We start from the raw sequence: 19,508 nt of genomic DNA, 5'->3' as shown, positions 1-19,508 counted from the left end.
ATGTTTCATTACTATTGAACTACTAAACTTTTTCAAACTTTCCATACAATTTCCAATAATATCGAATATCAGACAAGGAAAATAAACTTTTTTTCCAAGAGCTAAGAATCAGCGATATCTGTTCCCCATTTTGCTCATACTTCCCTACAAAAACTTCCTCTTCAGACAAAAACAAACCCAAGTTATTGTGAAGAAGATGCAGATATTCCATTTCAATACCTTCAAAAATTAGTATACTTTGCTCTTTAACTTCCAATTCCAATGGAGCGGCAATCAATTCTGAAAACTCAATGGCTAAAAACTTATGCTTACTTTGAATAGGAAGCTGAAGTTGTGGTGCGCCCTCTATTTGCTTTAACAAATCAGTATTGTTCATCATAACTTCTCGGGTCAATAAGGGAATACCTGCTAATTTTTTTGTGCTATTTGTTACAATAGCTGGTTCAAAATAATCACTGAAATTTAAAATTTGATTAACAGAAAGATTTTCTTGAATTAAACTCTGCAAAGGAATGCCAAAATAATTAGCAATTATCATTACTGTTTCTATTTTAGGCTCAGCTCTTAATTCTTCATAAGACGAAATATTACCTCTGCTTAGATTAAATAAATCAGCAAATGCTTGTTGGCTTAACCCTCTCACCTTTCTTAATTTCTTTATATTATTACCAATATTTGTCATTTTTAAAAAAAAAATTAAAATTTTTTGCAAAATATTTTTGCAAAAATATTATCTTTATGCAAAGAATATATGCAATATATAAAAAACTAAATTATGTACTTCTCAAAAATTGAAAATTTTATTAGCAATATCGGATACGATATCTTTTATAAAGATGAGAAAGAAGGCGTTTTCATCATTCAAAATGAATTAGATGGCATTCACAATTTGATTGTAGGTATAGCTAATCCAATTTTAATTTTTGAACAATACTTATTTACAATTTCCAATGAAAGTATGGAATTGTTTAAATCACTACTCATTAAAAATAGGGACATGATCCACGGTGGTTTCGCGTTAACAGAAGACGGTAAAAAAGTAATTTTTAGATACACACTACAAATCAGCAATATTGACCAAAATGAATTTGATGCAGCCATCAATTCTTTAAGCTTATTAATCAGTGAGTATTACAATCAACTAATTAACTTCTCTAAATTATAGTAATTATGAATATTTTTAAAAGAATTTTCAGGATTGGTCAAGCGGAAATACACGCTGTCGTTGAAAAAATGGAAGATCCAATCAAAATGACGGAACAAGGTATCCGGGAAATGAAAGAAGATTTAGAACAAGCCCTTGAGGCATATGCTAAAGTAAAAGCATTAGCAATTCGTACCAAAAGCAATTTTGAGAAAAAACAAGAAGAAGCAAACCTGTTTGAAGGAAAAGCTATTCTCTTATTAAAGAAAGCACAGAATGGAGAACTTCAAGTTGATAAAGCTGAAAACTTAGCAAAAGAGGCTCTCTTATTAAAAAAGCAATTTATAGCAGAGGCGATAGAATTAGAAAAACAAAGTATAATTCATCTTCAGTCAGCAGATGAATTACATAAGAATGTAGATGTACTCAAATTCAACATTACGAAATGGGAAAGCGAATTAACCACATTAAAAGCTCGTGTAAAAGTGTCTAACGCCGCTAAGATGGTCAATAAGCAATTGGCGAATATTGATTCAAATAGTACCATATCTATGCTGGAACGAATGAAAGTTAAAGTAGAGGAAGATGAAGCGTTAGCAAAAGCATATGGCGAAATTGCACATGGGAATAAATCGATCATTGATGAAATCAATGAAACAATTTCAAATAAGGACTCCATCAATGCCGAACTAGAAGCTTTAAAATTAAAACTTAATAATGATGAGAAAATTTGAATACAAAACAATTAAAATCGAACCTAAAGGTTTTTGGGGGACAAAACTTGATGAAGATCGAATAGATGAAATACTTAACGAATTAGGTGCTCAGGGCTGGGAACTTGTATCGATGCAAGATTTAGAGATCGGCGGAAGTTCTTGGTCATTTCACTATACATTCAAAAGAGAATTATAACAAAACCGAACCCATTATGAGCGAATTATTCAACCTCCTTTTCAATCCAGTATCCAACGGTATCATGACTGTACTGACAGGAATTTCGCTGTTATATTGGATAATTATGTCCTTTGCGGGGGATGGATTACATCTCTTTGATGGCGATGTGGACCTGGATGGTCACCTCCACTCTACTGCTGATGTAACAGACGTAGACAGTTCACAAGATTTACATCACCATTCGGACGCCGATACACATATAGAGCCATCATTTTTCGCAAAAGCAATGGATTTCATTAATGTTGGCAAAGTTCCTATTATGATCATCGTTACACTTTTCAAATTTATTGGATGGATCATCACGATCATTTCTTCATTACTTTTAAATACCGCCACCTGGGGACTGAAATCCCTTTTTATTTTAATTCCTATATTTTTCATCACTTTTATATTAATGCATTTTTTCACTAAACCTCTTGTAAAACTTTTTAAAAACATTGGATATCATGGGGAAGAACCGATTGATTTCCTTGGGAGAATAGGAAAAATGAAAGCAACAATAGAAGGAAAAAAACTGGGATCAGCAGAATTTTTGATCGAAAGAGATCCTATACGGCTTTATGTAGAAAGTCTAAATGGAGAAAAAATAGAATATGGAGATGAAGTCATTATTGTTGATGAATCAAAAGACAAAAAAATATATTACGTAACCAAAGAAATAACCATTCACAATATTTAATTATTAACCATGCAGTTACAAACTCTTTTATTTATAGATGGGATAACAGGTCTCATCCTCTTGATTGTAGGAATTATAGTTTTACTAATTTTTGCATTTTTCATTGTATTAAGTGCTTTCTACAAAAAAATTCCACAAGGAAAAGCAATAGTAAGAACTGGGATTGGCGGGACAAATGTTGCTTTCAACAAAGGGATGTATGTCATTCCAGTTTTTCACAAAATGGAGATAATGGATATTTCAGTAAAAAAGATTGAAATATCCAGAATGCAGCACGATGGATTAATATGTAAGGACAATATTCGTGCTGATATTAAGGTCGCATTTTTTGTACGTGTTAATAAGTCTGTTGATGATGTAATCAGTGTAGCACAAAATTTAGGATGTGAGCGCGCGAGTGATCCAGATACGTTAAAAAGTATTTTTGAATCCAAATTTTCAGAAGCACTAAAAACTGTAGGAAAAAAATTCGACTTTATTGAATTGTACGAAGCTCGACGGGAATTTAGAAATGAAATTCTAAATATTATTGGGACAGATTTGAATGGCTATATATTAGACGACTGTGCAATCGATTATTTAGAACAAACAGAATTGAAATTTTTAAGTCCAGATAATATTTTAGATTCACAGGGTATCCGTAAAATCACTGAACTAACTGCAGCTCAGAATATTCATGCCAATTTAATACGTCGTGATGAAGAAAAAGTAATTAAAAAACAGAATGTAGAAACGCGTGAGGCAATACTTGAGTTAGATCGACAATTAGCTGAAAAAGAAGAGAAACAACGTCGCGAAATCGACAATATTAAAGCTCGTGAAGATGCTGAAATAGCGAAAGTTAGAGAAGAAGAGCGTCTAAAATCCGAAACTGTCCGCATCTCTACAGAAGAACAGTTAGCTATTCAAGAAGAAAATAAGCTTCGTCAGATTATCATTGCAGAGAAAAACAAATTACGTACTAGTGCGGTTGAAACTGAACGTGTGGAAAAAGATCGTGCACTGGAAGAGACAGAGCGAATAAGAATTGTCACATTAGCACAAATTGATAAGGAACGTTCAATTGAAATCGAAAAGAAAAATATTCAAAATGTAATCAAAGAGCGTGTTCAACTCGAAAAAGGTGTTGTAGAAGAACAACAAGGTGTCAAAGATATAGAGGTATTCCGTGAAGTTGAACGAAAAAAACAAGCAGGTGTTATTGCGGCATCACAAGAAGCCGAAGAGCGTCTAATATCAACTGTCAAAGCTGCTGAAGCAGATAAAATAGCTTCTGAACAAAAAGCTGAGCAAGATGTTATTTTTGCGGAGTCCCGCAGAAAAGTTGCCGAGAAAAAAGCGCAAGAGTTATTAATCGATGCTGATGCGAAAAAAGAAGCATCAGTAAAAGAAGCAGAAGGTCGTAAAATAATTGCCGAAGCACAAGCGAAAGAGGATGCTGCTTTAGGTCTATCTGAGGCAGAAGTTATGATAGCGAAAGCAGAAGCAATTCAAATACAGGGTACTGCAGAGGCATCTATCATCGAGAAAAAAGCTGAAGCAAGCCGTAAGCAGGGAATAATGGAGGCAGAGGTAACGCGAGAGAAAGCAATTGCTGAAGCCACGGGTATTCAAGAAAAAGCTGAAGCAATGAAAAAGTTAGATGGTGTTGGAAGAGATCACGAAGAATTCAAGCTTCAACTACAAAAAGAAAAAGATATTGAATTGGCTCAAATAGGCATTCAAAAAGATATCGCAGCTTCACAAGCATCTGTATTGGCAGAAGCGTTAAAAACTGCAAAAATTGATATCGTTGGAGGTGAGACTATGTTCTTCGAAAACATTGTACGCCAAGTTTCTAATTCCAAAGGATTTGATCATTTAATCAATAATTCAAAACATGCAACAGACATCAAAAATTCATTGTTGGGTCCAGACGGAAAAGGTGATCTGGCAGAAAAAGTACGTGGCTTAGCCGATAAATATGGTATTTCATCTAATGATATCAAAAATCTAACTGTCTCCGCTGCCTTGGTTCAATTACAACAAGCAGCCAAAAATGCGGATGATAATGAAGATACTAATTTCATCAACTCGTTATTCGGTTTAGCCAAAAACTTAGGAATATCAAACAAAAAATTGATCTAATTTTTACACATATGTCAACTTGATAACGGATTGTTTTCAAGTTGACAACGATATAATTAGCTTTATTACACTGTTCATAATATAGTATTTTCCAAAGATGATTTAGATTTTCACCATTGTAAATGTAACATTGACTTCACCAAATGAAAATCATAAAGTCAATACATTAACTATATACTAACACAGGTAGAAATTAGAATTCAACACGGATTAAATAGTCCACGATTATTTTCGAATTATGCAAGAAACACAAGCGAACAACGATACTTTAGACTCTGGATCTTACGAAATTATCAGAAAACGTCTTCAACATCAAAAAGAAACGCTTTCCGATAAATTACAATTATTAAATACCGCCAGAAAAGAAATATTTAATTCGACCAACTTTATATTAAAGGCAAATCAACGTATATCAACAGATAATAACTGCGTATCAAGAGGTATTTTAGCAATTGGTAATATCTGCATATTCGGATATAATGTACATTTTGGATTACGAACCGAAATTCAGTTACAAGACGTATTTAGCATCTATTTATTTGAAGATAATCAATTTATTCCCCAAGATCTTGATTTCATAAATGATATAAATTTTGTTAATGATTACCAAAATCTATACAAATATTATAGAGATTCAATTTTTTCCAAATTTAGAAAAACAGAGAACTATTTATATATGATCTTTCAAACCACCAAGAATGAACAAGATCTAAAAGCATTTAAATGGTTGATTAAAGATGGAAAATTAACTTATTTAGATGATCGAAGTATACATGAAGTTAAAAAAGCAAATCAACATGAATTTGATTGGACAAAAACTACCCTTGAAGATCGAAGATTGGGTCGGTTTCCCCATATTTCTATCTTAGATAAGGTATTTATTGAAGCAATTCATGGTGATATAACATTTAAAATTGAAAATAATACAGAGTCAGGTAAAGGAATTTATTCTGAAAAGGTTAGTAATCTTGATCAACAGCTAGATGATGCAGAATACCATTATGCTGACTTAGGTAATATGATTGCTCTTAGGATCAAACCCTTTCAAGAAGAATTTCGCGCTTACATTTTCAACATCAGAACTAAAGAGGTTGTCAACCTAAAAACGCTCAATGAATCTGCTATTTTGCTACCAGATAATCAAGGTATTATTTTCTCAAATGGATATTATCTTCAAAATGGCACACATAAAACCTTTGAGAATAACCTTGAAAATGTTCAGTTTCTAAAAAAAGTAATCTCTCCTAACGGAGAAGACTACCTATATGTTTTCACTCATGAGCAGTCGAATACATACATTTTAATGTCTTACAATATTATTCAACAATCTGTAGAAACCCCAATCGTTTGCAATGGATTTACCATATTTAAAGATGGAAGCTTAATCTATTTTCGTACAGAAAATGAAGCGACGCGCCACCATCAAGTACAAATATGGGAGACTCCATACATGGCTGTTCTGAAAGAAAATGCATCGCGCAGAGATGATCCCTTATACAAAATTGGCAATAAAGATATTGTCCAAGCGATGTCTGAAGTTCAAGAAGTCATTCAACTGATTAACAAAGAAGATTCCTATGAAGGCCTATATGAGGATATTCTAAAAAAATCAAATTCCATCATTGATTCGTACTTCTGGGTCCATGATGAGGCTCTTCAAAATCTTGGTACACCATTACAACATATAAAAGAAATTGCGAACACAGCGATCGACGAGTTCGTTAAGGTACAGATTCAGCGTAAACATGCGGAAGAGATTCTAACAGCAATAGAAAAAAAAATAGAAGATCTTGTTTTTAAAGTCAATAGTTCGATTTATGAACAGTTAGATCAACTGGTACATAATTTATCACATACACGTAAATTACAAGGTGAGGTCATTGACTTGCGCAATGTAAAGTATATTGAAAACAATCGGATAAATGAACTAGAGGAACAGCTTCACCACATAGCGACTAATCTTTCTGAGAAAACAATACAGTTCTTATTACAGGAAGCTGCACTTACATCATATGAACAGAAGGTTGTCATCCAAAAGAATGAAGTCGACAAAGTAACAAAAGCTATCGATGCCAAAGCCATAGAGGATGGATGTAAAGCTATTTCTAGTGATTTGGAATTATTAATTGATATACTTCATAGCTTAAAGATTGATGACACAACACATACAACAAAGATAATTGAAAAAATATCAGTTATTTTCGCTTCATTAAATGAGGTTCGAGCCCAATTAACACGTAAATTAAATACACTAAAAAGTTCTGAAGCCATTGCAGAATTTTCGGCTCAACTCACTTTGTTAGAGCAATCAATTGTTAACTACCTGGAATTATCAACTTCGGCAGAAAAAGTTGACGAGTATTATACTAAGATTGTTGTAAACTTAGAAGAACTCGAAAGCAAGTTTTCTGAATTTGACGAATTTGCTTTAAAAATCGCTGATAAGCGCGATGAAATCATTAAAGCTTTCAACGGGAAACGCGAATATATTATTGAACAAATCAATAAACGCGCCTCTTCTCTTGAACAGATAGCACTGCGTGTCCTTAAAAACATCGAAAATAAGGCAAAATCTTTACTCACGAAAGAAGAGATTTTAAGTTTTTACTCGACCGACTTAATGATCGACAAGATTCGTCATATTATTTCAGAACTGAAAACAATACAAGATGTATCTAAAGCCGAAAGCCTTGAGAATTTACTTAAGAAATCACAAGAAGATGCGTTAAGAGTTTTAAGAGATAAGTCCGAACTATATGTTGAAGGTGAAAATATAATTAAACTTGGCAAAAACAAATTCACAGTTAATAACCAACGCTTAGGTTTAACATTAATACGGCGTCAAGACGAACTATATTATCATTTGACAGGAACTAGTTTCTATCAAAAAGTGACCGCCCAAGAGATCAATATTTATAAAGATATTTGGGAACAAGAAATTATTTCTGAGAACAAACTTGTGTATCGTGCCGAATATTTAGCTTATAAAACTTTCCTAGCATCACAATCCAAAAGCAATTTTAATGCAGAAAAATTCATTAATCAAGCTGTAGAACAAAACTATGTAGAATCTTATATCAAAGGTGTTCACAATTTTGATGCCCTTCAGATCTACGAACAACTTCACACCCTAGGGGAAAAATTAGATGTATTAAAGTTTGATCCTGAAACAAGAACATTAGCCCATTTTTTTTGGCAGCAATTGGACCAATCCGTTCGTTCTAAATTAATAGCTCTTATCCGATCATCTAATCAAATCCTTAAGAATTTTCCAAATTCAAATCGATACGAAAGTATACTAAAGGAAATGAATGATGAGGTCAATCGTTGGGAAACACACCTGGATCTATCGCAAATAAACAAAGAGAACATTGCAAAATACCTTTTTAAAACATTTAGCAAATTCAATAAATTATCATTGTCCGACTTTGCCGATCATTTAAAACAAGAGTTTACGCGTTACCTACATGATAGAAAGACCCTAAAAGATTTTGAAGGAGATATAAACAATGAAGGTTTCAGTCTTATAGATCGTTATTATTTAATTCAGAACTGGCTATATGCTTTTATTGAGAGCAATGATCATTTAATTAAATTTGAAAAATACATTAATGAAACCGCAGCATTAATCTTGTTTGATCAGATTGATTACGAACTTATTATAGCCAAGGATCAACTTTCAGTAGCGAATTTGAAAGGAAGTCATCCAGTGATCACAAATGAAAGTTATCAAATAGATTTTCACTCTTTCATTCAAAAATTAGAAAAATTTCACGATATAGATATACCTCGTTTCGAGTCATTTAACATATTAAAAGAAAAATTAAGCACAGCCTATAAAAAAGAACTAAAAATAAACGAATTCGAACCAAAAGTATTGAGTTCGTTTGTTCGAAATAAATTGATTAATGATGTTTACTTTCCTTTAATAGGAACAAATTTTGCAAAGCAATTAGGTGTGGCTGGAGAAAATAAACGTACAGCAAAAATGGGAATGCTTCTTCTCATTTCTCCTCCCGGGTATGGTAAAACAACATTGATGGAGTATTTAGCAAAAACAATGGGGCTACACTTTGTGAAAATCAATGGTCCCACAATCGGTCACACCATTACATCGATCGATCCTTCTGAAGCTAAAACATCTGGTGAACGAGAGGAGCTTAAAAAAATTAATCTAGCCTTTGAAATGGCAGACAATGTGATGCTGTACCTGGATGACATCCAACATCTCAATCCTGAGTTTCTTCAAAAATTCATATCACTAGCCGATGGACAAAGAAAGATTGACGGTATTTTTGAAGGAGAAAGCAAGACTTACGATCTTCGCGGAAATCGATTTTGTATCGTAATGGCGGGAAATCCTTATACAGAGAGTGGCTCAAAATTTAGAATCCCTGATATGCTAGCCAATCGCGCTGATGTATACAACTTAGGAGATGTTATAGGAGATACAGATTACTTATTCAATTTAAGCTTAATTGAAAATGCTGCTGTTGAAAATCCTGCAATTGACAAAATTGCAGGTAAAAGTTTCAACGATTTTTACGCGCTCATACGGTATATAGAAAATAGAGAAGAACAATTACCAGAGTTAGAAGGAAACTATTTGAAGCAAGACGTTGATGACTTCCTTGCAGTCTCGCAGCATCTTCTTAAGATTCGTAATATCGTCATAAAAGTAAATCAAAGCTACATCAACAGTGCTGCTATGCAAGATAATTATCGAACAGAGCCTCCCTTTAAATTACAGGGTTCTTATCGAAATATGAGCAAACTGGTCGCCCAAGTCGTTCCTATGATGAACGATCAAGAAATTAATCAGCTTATTTTAACACATTATGAAAGTGAATCACAAACGCTTACTGCAGATACAGAATCAAATTTATTAAAGCTTAAAGAGTTAGCAGATATCTTAACAAAAGAGGAAAAAGAGCGCTGGGAAGCAATCAAAAAGGTTTTTCAAAAAGACAATAAGCATGGTGCTCTAGGTAAAGATGATAAAATGTTTGCTCAATTATTGGAATTTAATGAAAACTTACAGGGCATAATCAATGCTATCAGTAAGAAATAAAATCGGTAACATAATAAAGATTAAGATTATTCTATCTTCATAAGATAAAAGAGGCAATCATTAAAATGAATGCCTCTTCTATTTTATTGCTGTAAGATTTACTTAGTCGCTGCTCCAGTAATTTCAGTAGCCAATTTTTGAGTATATTCAGCCCACAATTTAGCATCATCAGCTGTAAACTTACTAGCAGCGGTAGCTGTTTTAGTAGCCCACTCTTGTTGTTTAGTTGCTAATTCTTGAAGCTTAGTCGCATCACCACCTTTAGCGGCGGCAACATACTCATTCACAAATTTTGTATAATCATCAGCCAATTGCTGTACTTCCGGAGAACTAAATTTAGGTACTGTAGTTGTCGAAGTAGTCTCTGTAGTAGTTGTTGTCGCAACACCATTATCAGTGTTAACTTGAGTAGTTGTATCTTTTACTTCTACTTTTTTGCTATCCGTATTATTACATGACGCAAAAATAATCACCGCAGCCGCAGCAGATAAAATCAATTTCTTCATAAAATTATAAGTTTAAAATAAATAAAATTACGTTAATTTAAAATAAAGATCAGACAATATATTTTAAAATTAAACAAATGCTAAAGCATAAAATAAAAAATCAGAAAGAAATGATGTTTTATACTCTTAGAGCACAATAAAGAGCTTTGAAATTTAATTTGAAAAATTGGATAATTGTAACAATAATATAGACTTATAGATCTATATTTTAGGAAATCCCTTTTATTTAATGAAATACTAAATTCATCTATCACATTAATGGACAATGCTTTACCATCGCCCTCCCGCGCCTCCACCTCCAGAAGATCCTCCACCAAAACTTCCACTACCCGAACCACTAGACCTGCCCGATCCACCACTTGAACTGCTTGATGATGACCTCACCAATCTCGGAGTACTCTGAGTTCCATGAGAGATTGTATAACCACAATATTTACATAGATCATACTTTTCTTCCAATCCACCAGAACTATAGGTCGCCTTTGTAATAGTTTTACGTAAATCTTTTTCAAATGTTTTATAATGGCATTGTGGACATAGTTCGATAGTTTTATTTTCATCCCAGGGAATCAATTTAGTCTCATTAGTTTTACTATTAACCCAGACTTCATAATCACGGCTATTAATTTTCTCTTCCATTAATTGACCTGCATCCAGGTAATTTCTCATTTTTGAATCCGCATTATCTCTATTTATACGCAACCAATTATCAGAATTATCTGGGGGTAATAACCGTCCTTCATATTTATATAATCTTTTATTTGACTTGCCAAAATCTATCCAAGCCAAAGGACTTACTAATATTGGAAAAAAGTTCCATCTCAAAAATTTACGAATTGCTTGCTGAATATTTTCTTCATCCTTATAAGAATTCATAACAGTCGTTACACCCGCATTATACTTCATAGCAAGAGTTATGATACCGAACACGAGAATGAAATAAGGTAAATTCCTAACTTGATAAACTTGTTCAAAATTTTCAAAAACAAATGCAAAAATAAAAGATGTAAAAAACATCAGCATACCCATACACCCACAACCGCTTACTAACGGAGGAAAATAACTACTTTTTTTTGTAATCTTTCCCTTTGTCATTTTAGTCACAACTGATATCCAAACATATAAGATTACAAAAGCAAAAAGAACTAGTAATGAATTTTTTAAATGTGGATTTTTAAAATTCCAGAAAGGTATTGTTTCTGGCATTAAGCGATCCAATTCTGTTCGTGCATCTGGAGCAGTCAGGATAGTCTGGATAAATCGTGAACATTCTAAAACGCCACGATCATAATCCTCCGCTTTAAAATTGGGAACTAAAAACTTTTCACCTATCCGCTTAAGATAGGCATCCGGCAATATACCCTCCATACCATATCCAGATATAAATCGATACTCATGTCTGTTTTTAGCAATAAAAAGAAGTAATCCATTATTACTCTCTTTTTTACCAATTCCCCAAGCATTAAATAAATTTAATGCAAAATCAAAATCACTATCTCCGATATAGTCATTAACTATTACAATCGCAAATTCACATTTTGTGATCGAATCGATCTGCCAAGAAATAGCATCTAGTTCTGCTACTACATGATTAGAAATAATTTGATCCGGATTTGAAACAAAATAATTTTGTCCCTTAATTTTAGGATTAGGAAGATCTTCAATGCCATATTGAGCAAAAGAAAATGAGGGCCCATGAATTAATACAAGGGTAAGAACTGTGAAAATAATTTTTTTAAAAATTCTTGACATAAACTAAATTTAGTATTTTAATTTGAACCAAAAAACATTTAATATTCTTCATAAATAAAATATCGCAACGAAGGCTACTCGATATCAATACATTCAAAAAAAAGAGGTAAGTATCTTGGATACTTACCTCTCAATTAGCGATTAAAAGATTAGAAAAATTATTTTTCGATATCTTTTAAGCTATTCATCTTTTTATATTCTAGGAAACCTTTAATATCTGTAAAGTGTTCACGAACACGTTTATTTCCAAATTCAAAGACTTTATGAGCTAATCCATCTAAGAAATCTCGATCGTGAGACACCAAGATCAATGTTCCATCAAAATCTTGAAGAGCATCTTTAATAATATCTTTAGTCTTCATATCCAAGTGATTGGTAGGCTCATCTAGTATAAGAACATTTACAGGTTCTAATAGCAATTTAATCATGGCCAAACGAGTTTTTTCACCTCCTGACAAGACTTTTACTTTTTTTGTAGTATCATCTCCACTAAACATGAAAGCGCCGAGCAAATCTTTAATTTTCACGCGGACATCACCTACTGCAATCTGATCAATCGTGTCGAAAACAGTAAGTTCTCCATCCAATAACGCGGCCTGATTTTGTGCAAAATAGCCAATCTTAGCATTGTGACCAATTTTCAAACTTCCTTCGTAATCAATCTCTCCCATAATTGCTTTAATCATAGTTGATTTTCCTTCTCCATTTTTACCCACAAAAGCAACTTTTTCGCCACGTTCAATAACCATATCTGCTTTTTGAAAAACAACATGTTCATCATATTTTTTTGTAAGCTCCTCAACCATAACAGGATATTGTCCTGAACGAGGTGAAGGTGGAAATTTTAATCTCAAAGCAGATGTATCAACCTCATCGATCTCAATTACTTCCAATTTCTCTAACATTTTAACACGTGATTGTACTTGGAGCGTCTTTGAATAAGTTCCTCTAAAACGGTCTATGAATTCTTGATTATCAGCAATAAATCTTTGTTGCTCTTCATAAGCCTTTAATTGGTGTAGACGACGATCTTTACGTAACTCAAGATAATGACTGTACTTAGCCTTATAATCATAGATACGACCCATCGTTACTTCAATTGTTCGATTTGTAATGTTATCGACAAAAGCTCTATCGTGAGAAATAACAATGACAGCTTTTGCAGAATTCATCAAGAAATCCTCTAGCCATTGAATACTCTCAATATCCATATGATTGGTCGGCTCATCCAATAAAATTAAATCTGGTTTTTTCAAGAGAATCTTCGCCAGTTCAATTCGCATGCGCCATCCTCCAGAAAATTCAGAAGTTTGACGAGTAAAATCTGTGCGTTCAAATCCCAATCCTTTTAGTACCTTCTCGACTTCAGCATCGTAATTAACCTCTTCAATTGAATAAAACTTTTCACTTAGTTCAGACACTCTTTCAATCAGCTTCATGTAATCATCAGTTTCGTAGTCTGTTCTTACATTAAGTTGTTCATTTAGTTCCTCTAACTCATCCCGCATCTGATAAACTTCTCCAAATGCTTTAGATGTCTCTTCAAAAACAGTAACATTATCTTCTGTTAATAAATGTTGGGGTAAGTATGCAATAACTGCATCTTTCGGTCCCGAAACATTACCTGTTGTAGGTTTACCTGCACCAGCAATAATCTTCAATAATGTTGATTTACCTGCACCATTTTTTCCCATTAAAGCAATTTTATCATTTTCATTGATTGAAAATGACACATCACTAAAAAGAGTTGTTCCTCCGAAGGAAACTGAAATATTATTTACGTTAATCACTTTTATTCGCTTATATTTTCCGCAAAGATAAGCGAATCAATCTTATAAATATAGTACCCACCATTTTTATGGATGATTATACCTAACAACTACAAGAAAAAACAAGAATTATGGTCAATAATTTTCAGCATATATCTTTATCGATAATTGAATATCATCTCCTATAAAAGAAATAATAATAGTAATTTTCAATTTTGTGTATCTTTGCCTCATGCGATTTGATATAATTACCGTACTTCCAAGTCTATTAGATAGTCCTTTTGCACATTCTATTTTGCAACGGGCACAAAAAAAAGGTTTAGCAGAAATTGTTGTACACAATCTACGTGATTACGCGACAAATAAGCAGAAAAGTGTTGATGATTATCCCTATGGAGGAGGTTCTGGTATGGTTATGCAGATCGAGCCCTTTGCGGCTTGTATAGAAAAACTACAAGCAGAACGCACGTATGATGAAATTATCTTCATGTCTCCTGATGGCGAAACACTCAATCAAGAAATCGCGAATAATTTATCTACAAAAGGTAACATGATGATTCTTTGTGGCCACTACAAAGGTATTGATCAACGAATTAGAGATATCTATGTTACAAAAGAAATTTCTGTGGGTGATTATGTTTTATCTGGAGGAGAATTACCAGCGGCAATTTTAACAGATGCCATTATAAGATTAATACCTGGAGTTTTATCAGATGAAACTTCCGCTTTATCCGATTCTTTTCAAGACGGATTACTTGATGCGCCCATTTATACGCGTCCTGCAGACTGGAAAGGACATAAAGTTCCGGATGTATTACTTAGTGGACATGAAGCTAAAATATTGCAATGGAGAGACGAACAGCAGCTTATCCGCACCCGAGAAAGAAGACCAGATTTATTAAATGACTAATAAATTTCAGATTTTATTGATTATTTATCATAAAAAGTTTGCTTAATCATTTTTTTTTATAAATTTGTGATACAATGACGACAGTTAGAACATATACAAATTGGTGGTGGCCTGAAGCAATAAGCATCGGGGACTAATTGGTATTGTCAAAATATTTCATAATCAACCAAAACCATTTATGGAAGTTCAAACCCGATGCGACTCAGTATCGGGTTTTTTTATGTTTAAAAAATTAAGAATAAAATGAAATACACGTTTAAAACAAATCTCAAAAAATTGCTCGCTGATACGACAACTCCGGTTAGCATCTATCTCAGATTACGTGATGTCTTTCCAAATAGCATTTTACTAGAAAGTTCGGATTACCACAGCAGAGACAACAATATAAGTTACATCTGTTGCCAGTCCATTGCGCATATCAAACTTGATAATACGCAATTAGAAATTGCATATCCGAACGAAAAAGTCATCCTTAAAAATAAGGAAGAAATTAATTTAAAAGAGGAGGTTGCTACATTCAGAAAATCATTTGGCGAACCCATTTCCACAGAACGTAACATTATTTCAAATGGTCTTTTTGGTTATTTCACATTTGATGCCATCGAACATTTCGAAGATATCAAATTAACTACAGTTCCAAGTCCAAAACTAGAGATTCCACATTTACAGTATCATGTTTATAAATATGTGATAGCAATAGACCATTTTAGAAATGAACTATTTGTATTTGAACATTTATTAAATGATGAAGAATCCGAATTAGATAAACTACAGTATTTAATACAAAATAAGAACTTTCCCGAATATACATTTCGTAGAACTGGAGAAGAGGCGTCCAATAGATCAGATGAAGAACATCGCGAATTGGTCAAAAAAGTAAAAGAACATATTCAGAGGGGTGATGTTTTTCAAATTGTTCCATCACGCGCATTTTCAACGCCTTTTCTAGGCGATGAGTTCAATGTATATCGTGCTTTACGTTCCATCAACCCCTCCCCCTACTTATTCTACTTTGACTACGGAAATTTCAAACTATTTGGGTCTTCTCCAGAAGCACAATTGACCATTAAAAATGGAGAGGCAACAATTTATCCAATTGCAGGTACTTTTAAACGGACCGGTAATATGGAGGAGGATATTAAAATAGCCGAAGAACTTAAAAATGACCCTAAAGAATCCGCCGAACATGTCATGCTCGTAGATCTTGCAAGAAACGATTTAAGTAGACATTGTAACCAAGTTGAGGTAAAATCTTATAAGGAAGCACAATACTACTCCCATGTAATCCACTTAGTTTCAAAAGTTTCAGGCAAATTAAAACCAGGAGTCAATCCTTTTGATGTTGTGGGTGATACTTATCCGGCAGGAACACTGAGTGGTGCCCCTAAACATATGGCGCTTACTTTAATAGATCGTTATGAAGGCCAACAAAGATCATTCTATAGCGGTGCAATTGGATATATGGGTTTTAATGGCGATTTTAATCATGCTATTATGATTCGTTCATTTTTAAGTAAACAAAATCTATTGAATTACCAAGCAGGAGGAGGAATTGTATTAGATTCAGATCCAGAGATGGAATTACAAGAAGTAAATAATAAAATAGCAGCTTTGAGAAAAGCATTAGAATTAGCAGAAACGTTATGATTAGACCTTTAGAATATTGTGACAATCTATCACACATTCGTAGTTCAATTGACTGTATCGACTATAGAATCATTGAACTTATTGCACAACGGGCGCAATATGTACAACAAGCCGCTCAATATAAATCTTCATTAGAAGAAGTTAAAGCGGAACAAAGAGTAATTAACATGTTCGAGCAAAGAAATGATTGGGCAACTAATTTTAAAATTGAAGGAAAACTCGTAGAAAGTGTATTCCAATCAATCATCAATCACTTCATTAATAAAGAAACAGAAATTTTCCATGAGCAATCATAAAATATTAGTAATCGACAATTACGATTCGTTCACCTACAATTTGGTTCATCTATTACAAGAATGTGATCAAGAATATACAGTATGGAGAAATGATAAATTCAAATTAGAAGAGGTAGCTGCTTTTGATAAAATTTTATTGTCGCCAGGTCCAGGTATTCCCGAAGAAGCCGGTCTGTTATTAGATGTCATCCGCACATATGCGGATACAAAAAGTATATTAGGCATTTGCCTTGGCCAACAAGCCATTGCCGAAGTTTTTGGAGCTAAACTTTATAATATGCCGAGACCGCTACATGGAGTGGCAACAGATCTAATTATTATAGATCATTCAGAAAAACTATTTGAAGATTACGCTAGTCACAGTAAAATTGCACGTTATCATTCCTGGGCTGTCGAAACTTCATCTCTTCCTGAAACCTTAAAAGTAACCGCAACAGATGAAGATGGTGTTATCATGGCACTGTCCCATAGGACCCTTGACGTAAAAGGATTACAATTTCATCCAGAATCTGTTTTGACAGAGAATGGGAAAAAACTAATTGAAAACTGGTTAAAAAAATAGAAATGACAATTTTAGATAAAATAGTTGAACGAAAACGAGTAGAAGTCTCAGAAGCTCAAGCAAAAGTTTCTATCGAAGAACTTAGTGAATATCCGCTCTTTAGTAGAACTTGTTATTCGCTAAAAGAATCCGTTCTTGATCCACAACGTACGGGAATAATCTCAGAATACAAACGCGCCTCCCCTTCCAAAGGCGTCATCAACAACATTAACACGGTATCAGAAGTTGTCAAAGGATATCAAAATGCAGGCGCTTCTGCAATATCAGTATTAACAGATGCTGATTTTTTTCAAGGAAGTTTAAAGGATCTGGAAGAAGCCCGATCAGTATTAACCATACCTTTACTTCGTAAAGAATTTATAATCGATAAATATCAGATCGCTGAAGCAAAAGCCTATGGTGCTGATATTATTTTACTAATAGCGGCATGTTTGACCAATGAAGAGGTAAGCGAACTCTCCAATTACGCTAAAACTTTGGGTCTGAATGTACTTTTGGAGGTTCATAACGAAGAAGAATTAAAAGGAAACCTATTTGATACAGTTGATGCCATTGGCGTAAACAACCGCAATCTGAAAGACTTCTCCGTATCATTAGCGCACTCTTACGACTTAGTCAATAAAATTCCAGATACTTATATTAAAGTTTCAGAAAGTGGAATTTCAGACCCTCAAACAATCCGTGAATTAAAAAGCATTGGTTATAATTCATTTCTTATTGGCGAAAATTTTATGAAAACAACTGACCCGGGGAAAGCATTATTGGAATTTGTAAAAGAAATATAAAAACTATTTAAATCCAATCTAAATAAGAGTATATTTGCTTCTTAAAATCACAGATTAAGTAGCCGCTTCTTATTTTGGACACAAAAATTTTTATCATAAATAAAGATAGCTTTGAGCAAATATACCTTCAATATTGGGAAGGTATGTTTGCATTTTGTATCAAAAATATCCAAGATGAAGAAGTTGCAAAAGAAATCGTTCAAGAAGTTTTTAAATCATTATGGGAACGGCGTGATGATCTTCGTCTTCTAGAAGTTGAGCGATACTTAATCAGAGCTGTTAAACTTAAAACCTTTGAATATATACGTAATAAAGTTACGCGCCAACATCATTTAGAAAACATAATTAATACAGCGGAAAACCACTATGTAGAGCATCCCTTAATTGCTCAAGAACTATCGGAGAAGATTTCATCATTAGTCAATAAATTACCCGCTCAATGTAAAAATGTTTTTCAAATGAGCAGAGATCAAGGTTTAACAAATAAAGAAATAGCCCATAAATTATATATATCAGAGCGAGCTGTAGAATATCACATTTCCAAAGCTTTAAAAACGCTAAAAACCGAATTAACCGAATATATTAATTAAATAAAAAAGAAATCCTGTATTTTTGCTATTAAGGATATAAGCCGATGAAAGTTGATCAAAAGTTGATAGAGAAATATCATTTAAACCAATGCACTCCAGAAGAAAGAATTCTTGTGGAGGAATGGCTTGTAGATGATAATTTGGACTTTTCTCCACTATCACTTCCTCAATTTGACAAGTCCCATATCCAATCACAGATCTGGGAAAACATTGCCGCTAATATAATTGAACCAGCCCCGATTAAAGTTGATAATAATAGAAAAAGACTAATACGTTACATAAGTATCGCTGCTTCAATCGTAATTTTATTCGGCCTCTTTATCTATAAAAACAATATAGATAAAGAAATTAGTTATGCCATTTTTGATAATAGCACAAGTGCAAATTCAAAGTATTTTGAAAAAAATAGTTATGAACTAATTTTAGGAAAGCATGCTACAGCAAAAATTAATGTAGAAACTGGAGAATTTTTTTCAATGGGTACAATGGTTATTATTCCAAAGAAAGATTTCGAATTTAGTTTTATTGGAACTAGAGAAAAAAAGGAATTAAAAAATGGAGAAACTTATTTCATTCTAAACTCCAAAAATACAGGCAAGCAAATTATTCTCTCCCAATCGGAACTCACTTTTTTAGCACCAACAATACAGAATCAGCTTAAATTACAGTTTAACATTATATAACAAGCCTCTATTAATAACTTAAATTCCCATGCA

At 33.2% G+C, this 19,508-nt stretch carries 17 protein-coding genes; 13 read left to right on the top strand and 4 right to left on the bottom strand.

Annotated features, from left to right (window positions below; genetic code table 11):
• Positions 1 to 22: 22 nt before the first annotated feature.
• Positions 23 to 682: a helix-turn-helix domain-containing protein gene (locus WH188_RS24580; protein ID WP_132771562.1), complete on the bottom strand. Its 660-nt coding sequence runs from the start codon at positions 680 to 682 to the stop codon at positions 23 to 25.
• Between the two features lie 93 nt (positions 683 to 775).
• Here WH188_RS24580 and WH188_RS24575 point away from each other — a divergent pair, with 93 nt between their 5' ends.
• The 6 genes from WH188_RS24575 (at position 776) to WH188_RS24550 (ending at position 9,975) form a co-directional block, all read left to right on the top strand.
• Positions 776 to 1,165, top strand: coding sequence for a YbjN domain-containing protein (locus WH188_RS24575; RefSeq protein ID WP_021192378.1), 390 nt, complete (start codon positions 776 to 778; stop codon positions 1,163 to 1,165).
• 5 nt (positions 1,166 to 1,170) lie between these two features.
• Positions 1,171 to 1,878, top strand: coding sequence for a PspA/IM30 family protein (locus WH188_RS24570; RefSeq protein WP_021192377.1), 708 nt, complete (start codon positions 1,171 to 1,173; stop codon positions 1,876 to 1,878).
• On the top strand, positions 1,862 to 2,056 hold the full coding sequence (locus WH188_RS24565; protein ID WP_206368603.1) for a DUF4177 domain-containing protein: 195 nt from the start codon (positions 1,862 to 1,864) through the stop codon (positions 2,054 to 2,056). The genes WH188_RS24570 and WH188_RS24565 overlap by 17 nt, the downstream gene beginning before the upstream one ends.
• 16 nt (positions 2,057 to 2,072) lie before the next feature.
• Positions 2,073 to 2,777, top strand: coding sequence for an OB-fold-containig protein (locus WH188_RS24560; protein WP_132771563.1), 705 nt, complete (start codon positions 2,073 to 2,075; stop codon positions 2,775 to 2,777).
• 9 nt (positions 2,778 to 2,786) lie between these two features.
• On the top strand, positions 2,787 to 4,904 hold the full coding sequence (locus WH188_RS24555) for a flotillin family protein (protein WP_132771564.1): 2,118 nt from the start codon (positions 2,787 to 2,789) through the stop codon (positions 4,902 to 4,904).
• A gap of 238 nt (positions 4,905 to 5,142) precedes the next feature.
• Positions 5,143 to 9,975: a DNA repair ATPase gene (locus tag WH188_RS24550; RefSeq protein ID WP_168127901.1), complete on the top strand. Its 4,833-nt coding sequence runs from the start codon at positions 5,143 to 5,145 to the stop codon at positions 9,973 to 9,975.
• 98 nt (positions 9,976 to 10,073) lie between these two features.
• Here the strand turns inward: WH188_RS24550 and WH188_RS24545 are convergent, their stop codons facing one another.
• The 3 genes from WH188_RS24545 to WH188_RS24535 form a co-directional block, all read right to left on the bottom strand.
• Positions 10,074 to 10,481 carry a hypothetical protein gene (locus WH188_RS24545; RefSeq protein ID WP_132771566.1) on the bottom strand — a complete coding sequence of 136 codons (408 nt, stop codon included), beginning with the start codon at positions 10,479 to 10,481 and terminating at the stop codon, positions 10,074 to 10,076.
• Between the two features lie 270 nt (positions 10,482 to 10,751).
• Positions 10,752 to 12,233 (bottom strand): TPM domain-containing protein, encoded by a 1,482-nt coding sequence (locus WH188_RS24540; RefSeq protein ID WP_206368605.1) that lies wholly within the window; start codon positions 12,231 to 12,233, stop codon positions 10,752 to 10,754.
• Between the two features lie 158 nt (positions 12,234 to 12,391).
• Positions 12,392 to 14,023, bottom strand: coding sequence for an ABC-F family ATP-binding cassette domain-containing protein (locus WH188_RS24535; RefSeq protein ID WP_132771568.1), 1,632 nt, complete (start codon positions 14,021 to 14,023; stop codon positions 12,392 to 12,394).
• A gap of 211 nt (positions 14,024 to 14,234) precedes the next feature.
• Here WH188_RS24535 and trmD point away from each other — a divergent pair, with 211 nt between their 5' ends.
• The 7 genes from trmD (at position 14,235) to WH188_RS24500 (ending at position 19,475) form a co-directional block, all read left to right on the top strand.
• Positions 14,235 to 14,912 carry a tRNA (guanosine(37)-N1)-methyltransferase TrmD gene (gene trmD, locus WH188_RS24530; protein ID WP_021192370.1) on the top strand — a complete coding sequence of 226 codons (678 nt, stop codon included), beginning with the start codon at positions 14,235 to 14,237 and terminating at the stop codon, positions 14,910 to 14,912.
• 243 nt (positions 14,913 to 15,155) lie between these two features.
• Positions 15,156 to 16,559: an anthranilate synthase component I family protein gene (locus tag WH188_RS24525; protein ID WP_168127902.1), complete on the top strand. Its 1,404-nt coding sequence runs from the start codon at positions 15,156 to 15,158 to the stop codon at positions 16,557 to 16,559.
• Positions 16,556 to 16,855: a chorismate mutase gene (locus WH188_RS24520; protein ID WP_021192368.1), complete on the top strand. Its 300-nt coding sequence runs from the start codon at positions 16,556 to 16,558 to the stop codon at positions 16,853 to 16,855. The genes WH188_RS24525 and WH188_RS24520 overlap by 4 nt, the downstream gene beginning before the upstream one ends.
• Complete coding sequence (locus WH188_RS24515) at positions 16,842 to 17,417, top strand: anthranilate synthase component II (RefSeq protein ID WP_168127903.1); 576 nt, start codon at positions 16,842 to 16,844, stop codon at positions 17,415 to 17,417. Before WH188_RS24520 ends, WH188_RS24515 begins: the two co-directional genes overlap by 14 nt.
• A 2-nt stretch (positions 17,418 to 17,419) precedes the next feature.
• Positions 17,420 to 18,202 carry an indole-3-glycerol phosphate synthase TrpC gene (gene trpC, locus WH188_RS24510; protein WP_168127904.1) on the top strand — a complete coding sequence of 261 codons (783 nt, stop codon included), beginning with the start codon at positions 17,420 to 17,422 and terminating at the stop codon, positions 18,200 to 18,202.
• Positions 18,203 to 18,276: 74 nt separating this feature from the next.
• Positions 18,277 to 18,792, top strand: coding sequence for an RNA polymerase sigma-70 factor (locus WH188_RS24505; RefSeq protein ID WP_021192365.1), 516 nt, complete (start codon positions 18,277 to 18,279; stop codon positions 18,790 to 18,792).
• 44 nt (positions 18,793 to 18,836) lie between these two features.
• Complete coding sequence (locus WH188_RS24500; protein ID WP_021192364.1) at positions 18,837 to 19,475, top strand: hypothetical protein; 639 nt, start codon at positions 18,837 to 18,839, stop codon at positions 19,473 to 19,475.
• Positions 19,476 to 19,508: the final 33 nt, after the last annotated feature.

Source organism: Sphingobacterium sp. MYb388, assembly GCF_037479535.1.
In the GTDB taxonomy this organism is placed as follows: Bacteria; Bacteroidota; Bacteroidia; order Sphingobacteriales; family Sphingobacteriaceae; genus Sphingobacterium; species Sphingobacterium anhuiense.
The sequence above is the reverse complement of the archived record's forward strand: the minus strand, read 5'-3'. Positions and strand labels throughout refer to the sequence as shown.

Excerpts from the sequence above, each read along its gene's own strand:
- WH188_RS24575 (WP_021192378.1), top strand. The coding sequence starts at position 776 with ATGTACTTCTCAAAAATTGAAAATTTTATTAGCAATATCGGATACGAT.
- WH188_RS24560 (WP_132771563.1), top strand. The coding sequence starts at position 2,073 with ATGAGCGAATTATTCAACCTCCTTTTCAATCCAGTATCCAACGGTATC.
- WH188_RS24570 (WP_021192377.1), top strand. The coding sequence starts at position 1,171 with ATGAATATTTTTAAAAGAATTTTCAGGATTGGTCAAGCGGAAATACAC.
- WH188_RS24545 (WP_132771566.1), bottom strand. The coding sequence starts at position 10,481 with ATGAAGAAATTGATTTTATCTGCTGCGGCTGCGGTGATTATTTTTGCG.
- trmD (WP_021192370.1), top strand. The coding sequence starts at position 14,235 with ATGCGATTTGATATAATTACCGTACTTCCAAGTCTATTAGATAGTCCT.
- WH188_RS24515 (WP_168127903.1), top strand. The coding sequence starts at position 16,842 with ATGAGCAATCATAAAATATTAGTAATCGACAATTACGATTCGTTCACC.
- trpC (WP_168127904.1), top strand. The coding sequence starts at position 17,420 with ATGACAATTTTAGATAAAATAGTTGAACGAAAACGAGTAGAAGTCTCA.
- WH188_RS24555 (WP_132771564.1), top strand. The coding sequence starts at position 2,787 with ATGCAGTTACAAACTCTTTTATTTATAGATGGGATAACAGGTCTCATC.
- WH188_RS24540 (WP_206368605.1), bottom strand. The coding sequence starts at position 12,233 with ATGTCAAGAATTTTTAAAAAAATTATTTTCACAGTTCTTACCCTTGTA.
- WH188_RS24500 (WP_021192364.1), top strand. The coding sequence starts at position 18,837 with ATGAAAGTTGATCAAAAGTTGATAGAGAAATATCATTTAAACCAATGC.
- WH188_RS24525 (WP_168127902.1), top strand. The coding sequence starts at position 15,156 with ATGAAATACACGTTTAAAACAAATCTCAAAAAATTGCTCGCTGATACG.
- WH188_RS24550 (WP_168127901.1), top strand. The coding sequence starts at position 5,143 with ATGCAAGAAACACAAGCGAACAACGATACTTTAGACTCTGGATCTTAC.
- WH188_RS24565 (WP_206368603.1), top strand. The coding sequence starts at position 1,862 with ATGATGAGAAAATTTGAATACAAAACAATTAAAATCGAACCTAAAGGT.
- WH188_RS24580 (WP_132771562.1), bottom strand. The coding sequence starts at position 682 with ATGACAAATATTGGTAATAATATAAAGAAATTAAGAAAGGTGAGAGGG.
- WH188_RS24520 (WP_021192368.1), top strand. The coding sequence starts at position 16,556 with ATGATTAGACCTTTAGAATATTGTGACAATCTATCACACATTCGTAGT.